The sequence below is a fragment of the Bradyrhizobium sp. MI1.10 genome (genome assembly GCF_055811035.1).
This window is the reverse complement of record NZ_JBVVPN010000097.1, coordinates 1-9,864: the sequence shown is the minus strand read 5'-3', so window position 1 is coordinate 9,864 and position 9,864 is coordinate 1. Positions and strand designations below refer to the sequence as shown.

8 protein-coding genes are annotated in these 9,864 nt (G+C 64.3%); 3 read left to right on the top strand and 5 right to left on the bottom strand.

The annotated features are described in order from the left end of the window. Nucleotides 1-173: 173 nt before the first annotated feature. Together AC0L3K_RS39805 and AC0L3K_RS39800 are read right to left on the bottom strand one after the other, a co-directional pair. Nucleotides 174-1,463, bottom strand: a complete 1,290-nt coding sequence (locus AC0L3K_RS39805) for an ABC transporter substrate-binding protein (protein WP_007602563.1) — start codon at nt 1,461-1,463, stop codon at nt 174-176. Between the two features lie 42 nt (nt 1,464-1,505). Next, the gene (locus AC0L3K_RS39800; protein ID WP_219683846.1) at nt 1,506-2,492 is read right to left on the bottom strand and encodes an ABC transporter ATP-binding protein; all 987 of its coding nucleotides are present in this window, start codon (nt 2,490-2,492) and stop codon (nt 1,506-1,508) included. A gap of 264 nt (nt 2,493-2,756) precedes the next feature. Here AC0L3K_RS39800 and AC0L3K_RS39795 point away from each other — a divergent pair, with 264 nt between their 5' ends. Further along, entirely contained in the window at nt 2,757-3,461 is a 705-nt protein-coding gene (locus tag AC0L3K_RS39795) for a GntR family transcriptional regulator (protein WP_219683845.1), read from the top strand. 18 nt (nt 3,462-3,479) lie between these two features. Here AC0L3K_RS39795 and AC0L3K_RS39790 read toward each other — a convergent pair whose 3' ends face one another. Next, entirely contained in the window at nt 3,480-3,689 is a 210-nt protein-coding gene (locus AC0L3K_RS39790) for a hypothetical protein (protein WP_007602565.1), read from the bottom strand. Between the two features lie 804 nt (nt 3,690-4,493). On the opposite strand from AC0L3K_RS39790, the gene AC0L3K_RS39785 reads away from it, so the two are divergent. Beyond that, nucleotides 4,494-5,789, top strand: coding sequence for a metal-dependent hydrolase family protein (locus AC0L3K_RS39785; protein ID WP_246649203.1), 1,296 nt, complete (start codon nt 4,494-4,496; stop codon nt 5,787-5,789). Nucleotides 5,790-5,804: 15 nt separating this feature from the next. Here the strand turns inward: AC0L3K_RS39785 and AC0L3K_RS39780 are convergent, their stop codons facing one another. Together AC0L3K_RS39780 and AC0L3K_RS39775 are read right to left on the bottom strand one after the other, a co-directional pair. Then, nucleotides 5,805-6,782: a Bug family tripartite tricarboxylate transporter substrate binding protein gene (locus AC0L3K_RS39780; RefSeq protein ID WP_219683843.1), complete on the bottom strand. Its 978-nt coding sequence runs from the start codon at nt 6,780-6,782 to the stop codon at nt 5,805-5,807. A gap of 115 nt (nt 6,783-6,897) precedes the next feature. Further along, on the bottom strand, nt 6,898-7,710 hold the full coding sequence (locus AC0L3K_RS39775) for a helix-turn-helix domain-containing protein (protein WP_219683842.1): 813 nt from the start codon (nt 7,708-7,710) through the stop codon (nt 6,898-6,900). A gap of 320 nt (nt 7,711-8,030) precedes the next feature. On the opposite strand from AC0L3K_RS39775, the gene AC0L3K_RS39770 reads away from it, so the two are divergent. Continuing rightward, nucleotides 8,031-9,791 (top strand): CYTH and CHAD domain-containing protein, encoded by a 1,761-nt coding sequence (locus AC0L3K_RS39770; RefSeq protein ID WP_219683841.1) that lies wholly within the window; start codon nt 8,031-8,033, stop codon nt 9,789-9,791. Nucleotides 9,792-9,864 lie beyond the last annotated feature (73 nt).

Genomic DNA, 9,864 nt, shown 5'->3' with positions numbered 1-9,864 from the left:
GCCCGCGAGGCCGCCCCCGCGGGCCACCCCCCCGCGCCGGCCCCCCCCCGCCCGCGGGGGGGCGCGGGGGGGGGGGGGGGGGGGGGGGCCCGCGCCCCCCCCCCCCCGTCTCCGATCCCCGGACCAGGTCCGGGGATGCCTGTTGCAAAATGTCCTCCGACGTGTCCATCAGATTACGCTGCGATGAACTCGTTCCACTTGCGCACCATGTAGTCGTTCTCGTCCATCACGGCGTTCCAGCACGCGACGCCGCCCATGCGGTCCTCGTAGGAGCCGCCGTCGCGCACGGCGCCGGCCTTCTCGAGCAGCGAGCCGTCGGGCGCCTTGATGTCCTTCTCTGCCGCCTTGCCTTCCATCCAGTAGGCCCACTCGTACGGCTCCATATGCGCCTTCGCGGTGGAGAGCACGGCGGAGTAGTAGCCCTGGCGGTTGAGATAAGCGCCAGCATAGCCGGAAAGGAACCAGTTGACGAACTCGTAGGCCCATTCGAGCTTCGCACCCGAGACGCCCTTGGAGACGCAGAAGCCGGACGCCCAGGAGCGATAGCCTTCCTTGAGCGGCTGGAAGGTGCAGGCAATCCCCATCGAGCGGACCTTCGTCACCGCCGGCGACCACATCGACTGGATGACGGTCTCGCCCGAGGCCATCAGGTTGACGCTCTCGTTGAAGTCTTTCCAGAAGGCGCGGAACTGACCGGCCTTCTTGGCTTCGGTCATCACCTTCATCGTAAGATCGATCTCTTCCTTGGTCATGTTGCCCTTGTCGGCATATTTGTACTTGCCGGTGGCTTCCACGACCATCGCGGCATCCATGATGCCGATCGAGGGGATGTTGAGGATCGAGGCTTTGCCCTTGAACTCGGGATTGAGCAGCTCGGCCCACGAGCTGATCGGACGCTTGATGATATCAGGGCGGATACCGAGCGTGTCGGCGTTGTAGACGGTCGGGATGAGCGTGACGAACTCGGTTGCCGAGGTCGCGAACTTCTTGGAGTCCTTGCCTTCGAGATAGAGCACCTTCCAGGGCGCGGTGCCCTGGCCGCCGATCTTCTTGCCGCCGGGAGTGACGCCCTTGGTGAAGACGGGCGTGATGTTGTCGAATTCCTTGATCTTCCTGGCATCGAGGGCAAGGATGTTGCCCGACGGCACGATCTTCTTCAGCGCGAAATATTCGGTGTCGAGCACGTCGAAGGAGTTCGGCTGGGTCATCACGCGCTTGGTGACGTCGTCGGTGGTCGCGGTGATGTATTCGATCTTGATGCCGGTGTCCTTCAGGCACTGCTTGGAGATCTCGTCGCCCTCGTTAACCGCGGTGCCGAGATAGCGCAGCACCTTCGGCTCGGCCGACATGACGTAGGGAAATCCGGTGATGGCGCCGGAGCCGGCGGCAAGGCCGGCGAGACCCGCGGTGCTCTTCAGTAGCGTGCGGCGGCTAAGGCCCTTCTTCCTGGTCGTTTCGGTCATATCACTGACTCCTCTGTTGCGCATTCCGGTGATTGATCGGCGCTATTGCAGACGTTGCGCCTTGGCGGGATCCCAGGTGGCCAGCACGCGATCGCCCGGCCGGAACTGGTGGACGTCGAAGGCGGCCTCGGGAAGGTGGGAGAACAGGGCGGTCCCGTCTTCGAGCGTGAGCGAGACGGCGATGTAGGAGCCCTGGTACTCGGTCTGGGTCAGCAGCGCCGGCGCGCCGACCACGCCGTCGGCGATCGGCACGATGCCGAGCTGATCGGCGCGCACGGCGATGAGTTTGCCTGCGTCGCTGAGGACGTTGTGGCCGCCGATGAAGCGCGCCACGAATTCGGTGCGGGGATGATGGAAGATGTCGCGGGCGCTTCCCTGCTGCTCGATCCTGCCCTGGTTCATCACGACGATGTGGTCGGCCAGCGCCATCGCCTCTTCCTGGCCGTGCGTGACCTGAACGAAGCTGATGCCGAGCTCGCGCTGCAGCCGCTTCAGTTCGCCGCGCATCCTGACCCGCAGGAATGGGTCGAGCGCCGAGAGCGGCTCGTCGAGTAACAGGATCTGCGGCTCGGTGATCAGCGCGCGGGCCAGCGCGACGCGCTGCTGCTGGCCGCCGGAGAGCTGTGCGGGGAGGCGGGCCGCGTAGGGCGTCATCGCCACCAGCTCGAGCAGCTCGCCGGCGCGCTTGTGCCGCGTCGCCCGGTCGATGCCGCGCATTTTCAGGGCAAACGCCACGTTGTCGATCACGGTGAGGTGTGGAAACAGCGCGTAGGACTGGAACATCATCGCCGTACCGCGCTTGGCGGGTTCGAGATCGGTGACGTTCTGCGGGCCCAGGATGATGTCGCCCTCACTGACGGCCTCGTGGCCGGCGATCATGCGCAAGGTCGAGGTTTTGCCGCAGCCGGAGGGGCCGAGCAGGCAGCAATAGGTGCCGGCCGGGATCTTCAAATTGACGGTGTCGACCGCCAGCGTCGTGTCGTAGCGCTTGGTGACGGCGACCAGTTCGAGGGCGGCGGGAGTGGCCATGGCGTGTCCGGGGCGAGGGCGATGCTGCGCCTCTCTCCGCAAGGTCCATGCCAATCGCGCTTGAATCGTTCTCGGCCGGCCGAATTCCAAAACAGTGCAGCGGAGTCAGATCGTTAGATCGAATCCCTCGGCGTGGGCGGCTCGTTGCCTTCGCAGCTGCGTGCACACAAAACAGGCGCGGATTGTATAAAGTTTCGCCTGTGATTGGATACAGCTGGTCGATTAGGATTCGACGCCATCTTCGACGATCGAGTCCTCACCCCCATGGCCGCCAAGTCCCGACCGAAATCCGACGCGCCAGATGCGAGCGATCGCGTCAGCCGCATCCGGGAAGGCGTGACCGCGGCGATCCTCGAGCATCGCCTGCTGCCCGGCACGAAACTCGGCGAGGATGAGATCGGCGAGATCTACGGCGCGAGCCGAACGCTGGTTCGCACCGCGCTTCAACAGCTCGCGCATGAGGGCATCGTCAACATCGAGAAGAACCGCGGCGCCTTCGTCGCGCGGCCGACGCCTGCGGACGCCCGCGAAGTGTTCGAGGCGCGCCGCCTGATCGAGCCGACGATCGTCGACCACGCCGTTGACGCTGTGTCGCCGGCCTGGATCGGGCGTCTCCAGCGGCATCTTGCCGAGGAACGCGAGGCGGAGCTGCGTGGCGATGCGCGTGCTTCGGTCCGCCTCTCCGGCGATTTCCATCGACTCGTCGCCGAGATGAGTGGCCACAGCATCTATCTCGGTTTTCTCAAGGAGCTGATCGCGCGCTCGTCGCTCATCATCCTGCTCTACCGCCGGCACGACACGCCGGCCTGCGGCACCGATCATCACGCCGGCATCGTCGCTGCGATTCGCAAATGCGACAGGGAAGCCGCGCGCGCGCAGATGTTGTCGCATCTGAACGAGATCGAGGCCGAGCTGTTCCTGAAGGATCCAGCCGACGAGTTGCGGCTCGCGGACGTGCTGGGCGCGTGAGCAAGCTGCGCCGGCGGCTTATGGCGACGGAGATCCTTCGTTTCGCCTGACTATCTTCAGCACCAGCAAACCTGCGCCAAGAACCAGGAAGAGAACGCCGAAGAAAGTCGTGCCGCCGGATTCGAAGGTTACACCGACCGCGGTCAGCAGGCATCCGAGGATGATTGCGAAGAGCCCGCCGAGCTTCTTGACCAGCAGGACATATCCGTCACTCGTTTGTGCTACCATGTTGCGCCTCGTTCACTTGATGTAGGGCTGTCCTCGCGTCTCCCTTCGCCCATGACCCTCTCGCGTAGCCCGTGGCCGATCGTATTCCAGCGCACGGGTATTGCAATCTCGCGTTGAGAGTTGCTCTTCGCTCTTTTGATTTGAGTTCGATGCAAGCGCGACAGTAGCGCTTACACACGTGCCGAAAATTCCCGGCGTTTTGTGCAGTCATCCATGTCTCATAGAGTCGTATGGCTGAAATGCAAAATCGCCTTATGGTTGTAAATTGACTCGCGGCGATGATGGGAATCAACTGAAGCGTGAGCGTCGAGTTCTAGAACGGAGCCGACATCAGGTGAATCCGTTCTGCGGAGTGCTGCCATGGCGCGAGCTCTGGCTGACGAACGAGAGACCGCCTACGTTTCGACCGGCCACTTGCCCGCTCCCGAGATTGTGCAAGCGCTGGTGAACGAGGCGCAGCGGCGGTTTCAATCAATCGCGACGGAACAAACTCGCAGGTCTACCCTGCGCTCGCCCGCGTTCCGAGCGAGCTGTTCGGGGTCTGCGTCGTCGGAACCAGCGGACAGGTCTAGGCGCCGGCGAGGTCTCATCATCCTCACCGGCTTTCCGCTCACGGGGCTCTGGGTCCTGGGATTGCTGCTCGGCATTGACCTGTTGTCCCACGGCATCGGATGGCTGAGCCTTGCATGGCGGCCTGCAGCTGCCGCTGCCTAGCGCGCGCACCGGATGCGGAGAGCGAAGATGCGGGGTTTGGGTTCGCGGGCTGGACTCGCGAGAGCTGCCGTTCTGCTGACGTTGGGGACGATGAGCATCTTCAGCCCGTCGCCTGCGATGGCCCAGCAGGACTCCGCCGTTCTGTTCCGCAGCGTGCGGATATTCGACGGAAAGAACGGCGCGCTCTCTGCCTCATCCAATGTTCTCGTCAGGAACAAGACGATCGAGAAGATCTCGGCCACGGACATCACGGCAGAAGCCAAGGTGATCGACGGCGGCGGCCGCGTGCTGATGCCGGGGCTGATCGACGCGCATTGGCACGCGATGCTGGTACGGCCGACCCCGATGGCCGTGCTTGCAGGTGACGTCGGCTACAACAATCTGCTCGCTGCCACTGAGGCAGCGGCCACGCTGATGCGCGGCTTCACCACCGTGCGTGACATGGGAGGACCTTCGTTCGGATTGAAGCAGGCCATCGACGAGGACCTCGTTGCGGGTCCACGCATCTATCCCTCCGGCGCCATGATCACCATTACTGCCGGCCATGGCGACTTCCGCCAGCTTGCCGATCTGCCGCGAACGATCGGCGGCATGCTCAGCCGCATGGAGCGGATTGGCGGCAGCATGGTCGCCGACAGTCCCGACGAAGTCCGCGTGCGGGCGCGCGAACAGCTGATGCAGGGGGCTTCGCAGGTCAAGCTCACGGCGGGCGGCGGTGTCGCGTCGCCGTTCAGCCCACTTGACGTCTCCACCTTCACCGAGCCCGAGCTGCGCGCCGCCGTTGAGGCCGCCGACAATTGGGGCACCTATGTCGCTACCCACGCTTACACGCCGGTCGCGATCCAGCGCTCGATCGCGGCCGGCGTGAGATGCATCGAGCATGCCCACCTCATTGACGAGGCGAGTGCACGGCTGATGGCGGAAAAGGGGATCTGGTTGAGCACGCAGCCATTCCTGGATATCTCCGGCGCCGCCGCGCTGGGACCAGCGGAGCAGGACAAGATGCGGCAGGTGGTTGCCGGCACCGACCGCGTCTACGCGCTGGCGAAAAAGTACGGCATCAAGACAGCGTTCGGGACCGACGTCCTGTTCTCGCAGGCGCTGGCGGACAAGCAGGGCGCGATGCTGGCCGCGCTGACGCGCTGGTATACGCCGGCCGAGGCGCTGACCATGGCGACATCGACCAATGCCGAATTGCTGGGCTTGTCGGGCCTGCGCAATCCCTATCCCGGAAAGCTCGGTGTGGTCGAGGAGGGCGCGCTGGCCGATCTCCTGCTCGTCGACGGCAATCCGCTCGAAGACATCGCCCTGGTCAAGGATCCCGCCAAGAACTTTGTGCTGATCATGAAGGGCGGCAGGATTTACAAGAACAGTCTCGCGCAGTGAGGAGCCGCCCCGAATCTATTGCGGCTCCAATCCGAGAGTCTTGATCGACTCGAGCCAGATCGGCCCTTCTTTTTCGTAAAGCGCAATCGAGGAGGCGCGATCCATGGCCGGCTGGTCGACGCCGAAGGCATCGAGCAGCTTCTGCACGCGCTCCGTCTTGCCGCCTTCGACCATCAGCTTGGCGAGCATGTCGATCCGGTCTGCAGGCATCGCAGCAGGCGCCACCAGCGCGGTAAAGCTGATGAGCTGGAAGACATTGCCGGTGACCCCTTGCTCGGCAAATGTCTTGGTCTCGGGCAGCTTCTTCATGCGCACCGGTGTCGGCACGGCAATTGGGCGGCCGATGCCGGTATCGAGCACCGGCAGCGCGGCCTGATAGCTTCCGACCGCCGCCTGGATCACCCCGGCGGCAAGATCCTGCCACATCGGCGCTTCGCCGCGATAATGCACGATGGAAATGTCGAGACCGAATTGTCGGTTGAGCTCGGCGATCGCAATGTGCGCGAACGAGCCGATCCCGTACGAGCCAGCCGTGACCTTGTTGCTACGTGCGTACGCGACGAACTCTTCGATCGTCTTTGCATTGGTGGCGGAATGGACCACCAACGGCAGATGCCCCGAAGGCGTCACCGCGACGATCGTGAAATCCTTGTCCGGATCATAGGCCAGCGATTTCAGCAGCAGCCGGTTACCGAGCAGGGTGGACGAGATCGTGTACATCAGCGTGTAACCGTCGGCCGGGGAATCCTTCACCGACTGTGCCGCCAGCGCGCCGCTGGCTCCGGTCTTGTTTTCGACAATGACCGGCTGGCCAAGCTTCTGCGAGATGTAGTCGCCATAGGCGCGGGCGAAGGCATCGGTGATGCCGCCTGCCGGTGTGGAGACGACGATCTTGATTGCCCGGGTCGGCCAGGCTTCGGCCCAAGCCGTTTCAGAAGCGGCCAGCGTCAGGCATGCAATCGCGGCAGCCCAAATTCTCGCGGATGTCCGCACTTCGGCCTCCCCTTTTCCGTGTGTCATTGGGCAGCCGGCAGCCGCCGCAACGAGGTGTCACATGGGCAAGGAGGAGGGTCAAGAAATCAAAATATCGTTTCACTGTGTGAAATGGTCACGGCCGGCCTGCAGGAGAGCCTGGCGCAGCAAGCTTGGCGCCGAGCGCCTCGGCAAGTGCGGAAGCGACCTTCTTCATCGGAGGTACGAAGCGGCGTATGCCTTCCTCCGGACTGACCGCTTCGCGGAGCATCATCACGTTCATGCTGCCGAACAGCCGGTTCTGAAGCGCGACGGGAACGCCAAGCGCCCAGACTGCGCCGCCGAAGACACTGCGGCTGTAGCTGTCGTCCATCACCGCGAACCCGGCTTTGCGGATCGTGCGCAGCGCCTTGGTGAGCTTGTCGGGATTGCGCGCCAGATCGTTCCAGGGCTCGGGACCGAGGGCAAGCCGCGCGGCAATGCGCTCCTGCTCGGCAGGCTCGCAGAAGGCGAGATAGGCCCGTCCCATCGAGGTGCCGAGGACGGGAAAGCGAAAACCCGGCGGGCGGCTGAACAGCAGCGATCCATCCACGCGCGTTGTGTGGGCGATGACCATGGATTCCTGATCGAGCACCGCGATGTCTGACGGCCAATGGATCTGCTTGCGGAATTTGTTCAGGATGGGTTCGGCGATGCCGCCAATCCAGGTCGGTTCGTCATAGCCTGCGCTGAGCAGCAGCGCGCGTCCCGTCGGCGCGTAGCTGGCCGGTTCGGTACGGCGCACCACATAACCTTCATGCTCCAGCGTCTCGAGCATGCGGACGATCGTCGCCTTGTTGAGCCCCGTCGCCTTGTGCAGCGAGCCGACGGTCGACTGACGTTCCTGGTTGATCACCCGCAAGACTTCGAGGCCCCTGGACAACGCGATGACGGGACGGAACGACGTCATGGCAGCTCCTTGTGATTGCCGTGCCGGTAGCCGATGAAGCAACCCGGAGGGACAGGGCAGCGCGCTCGACGCCATCGCCACCGATTGCGGGAAGGCTGGCATGAGTCAAGCTCGCTGACGCGTTCATCTCGGTTTCGAGTAGAGCGGAATTCGCAGTCAATTCGATCGCTTGCTGCGCCCGGCGGCAATTTAGTTCCTGTGGTCAAGCCGCTCGCGGCCTCGTGTGGACGGTGGGGTACTGCGACGTAAGGTGACTATTCCTCGCGGGCGGCAGCGGCTATACGCTGTCGCTCTGTCATTGAACTGTCATGTTACCTCAAATGCTGAAGTCAGACGCAACGCCGGTCCGCAAGCATCCGAGCGCGCGGGATGGGAGTCCTGTTGCGAAGGACAACAAGAGAACGCAAGCCGTCGCCGGCTTCCTCAGGCAACGCGAACCCGCCGCGGAACCTGTGATCGTCGAGGGCGCTGTGATCGATCAGACGCCATCGCAAGACGCGGAACCGGCAACGGAACCACTCCGGTCGAGTGCTGCCGCGCATGGTGCCGGTGAGATCGAACTCAAGCTTCTCGTCGATGCCGATCGCATGGCGCATTTCAACGCTGCGCCCGTGATCGCGACGAACGCGCGCAACAAGGGCACGCGCAAACATCTCAAGTCCGTCTATTACGACACGCCGGAGCGGACACTTCGGCGCAACGGCTTGAGCCTGCGCGTTCGTCAGAGCGGTGCGCGGTTCGTTCAAACCGTGAAGACCGATGCGGTGGACGATCCACTCCGCCGTGGCGAGTGGGAGGCGAGCGTGCCTTCGCTTGCGCCCGACCTCGCTTTGGCAATGCCCTTCATTCCTGAGAAGCTTCGCGGCCACCTGGAAGCGCAGCCGCTCGAAGCGGTCTTCACCGCCGATGTCCATCGCCATGCGCGGCTGATCGAGCTGCCGTCAGGCGCGGTCGAGATCGCCTTCGACCGGGGTGAGTTGACGGCCGGCGACCGTTCACTGCCGGTGAACGAGATCGAGCTGGAGCTCAAGAGCGGCAGCGCCGGCGCGATCTACGAGATCGCGCTGCGGCTCGCGGAGCACGGTGACGTAAAGCCGTCGATCCGCACCAAATCGGCACGGGGGTTCGATCTTGCCGCCGACAAGCCGCCCTCGGCTCGACGTCCGCGAAAACTTCGTCTCGATGCGTCGGTCACGCTCGACGAGGCCTTCGCCACGATCCTGCGCTCCTGCTTCCTCCATCTGCTTCAGTCGCTGCCGGCTGCCGAGGACGGCCGCAATCCGGAAGGAATCCATCAGTTGCGCGTCTCGCTGCGCCGGCTGCGGTCGGTGCTGGATCTGATGCATTCGGCGGGCGTGTCGAGCAACGTCGACACGCTGCGAACCGAAGCCAGATGGCTGGCGCAGGATTTGTCCGCCGCGCGCGACTGGGATGTGTTCCGGCTCGATACTTTGCCGACGATCGCAACAGCCTGTCCGTCGGTCGCGGGCTTTGACGCGCTGGGCCAGGTTGCGGCCGAACGCCAGTCGGATGCCTATCGCAAGGCGCACGATGCGCTCGACGATCGCCGCTGCGCGATGTTCCTGATCAGCCTCGGCGGGTGGATCGAGACGCGGGGCTGGCGCAACGACATCGCCGCGCAGGATCTCGGCCAGCTCGCCGACCCCGCCGTCGACTTCGCGCAGCGCATTCTGTCGGAGCAATATGCGAAGGTGCTCAGGCGCGGCCGCCGCTTCAAGTCGCTTCCCGCCGAAGGTCTGCACCGCGTGCGGCTCGCGACCAAGCGGCTGCGCTATCTCAGCGAGTTTCTGCTGCCGCTGTTCGCAGACCGCAAATCCGCGCGAAAATTCGCGCGCAGGCTCGCCGGCTTGCAGGAGCAGCTCGGCGCCTTCAACGACATGGTGGTGACGGCATCGTTGCTCGACAGGCTTGGTGCCGGGCCGGAGGGTGCCATTGCCGCGGCGGCGATCGCCGGCTGGCAGGCGCGCGCGTCGGTCGGGGTGCAGCCCGCCCTGCAAAGCACATGGCGCGATTTCACTGCCGCGCGCGTGCCCTGGTCGCGGCAGACGCCGCAGGACTAAGCGAAGTACGTCCCCAAAAAAGTTGCGCCCCCCCCATGGGGGGTGGGGGGGGGGCCGCGCACCCGGGGGGGGC

What these genes read in the sequence shown, in the direction of transcription:
- AC0L3K_RS39775 (WP_219683842.1), bottom strand. Translation starts at nt 7,710, where the DNA reads ATGACGTCGTTCCGTCCCGTCATCGCGTTGTCCAGGGGCCTCGAAGTC.
- AC0L3K_RS39795 (WP_219683845.1), top strand. Translation starts at nt 2,757, where the DNA reads ATGGCCGCCAAGTCCCGACCGAAATCCGACGCGCCAGATGCGAGCGAT.
- AC0L3K_RS39805 (WP_007602563.1), bottom strand. Translation starts at nt 1,463, where the DNA reads ATGACCGAAACGACCAGGAAGAAGGGCCTTAGCCGCCGCACGCTACTG.
- AC0L3K_RS39790 (WP_007602565.1), bottom strand. Translation starts at nt 3,689, where the DNA reads ATGGTAGCACAAACGAGTGACGGATATGTCCTGCTGGTCAAGAAGCTC.
- AC0L3K_RS39800 (WP_219683846.1), bottom strand. Translation starts at nt 2,492, where the DNA reads ATGGCCACTCCCGCCGCCCTCGAACTGGTCGCCGTCACCAAGCGCTAC.
- AC0L3K_RS39785 (WP_246649203.1), top strand. Translation starts at nt 4,494, where the DNA reads ATGAGCATCTTCAGCCCGTCGCCTGCGATGGCCCAGCAGGACTCCGCC.
- AC0L3K_RS39770 (WP_219683841.1), top strand. Translation starts at nt 8,031, where the DNA reads ATGCTGAAGTCAGACGCAACGCCGGTCCGCAAGCATCCGAGCGCGCGG.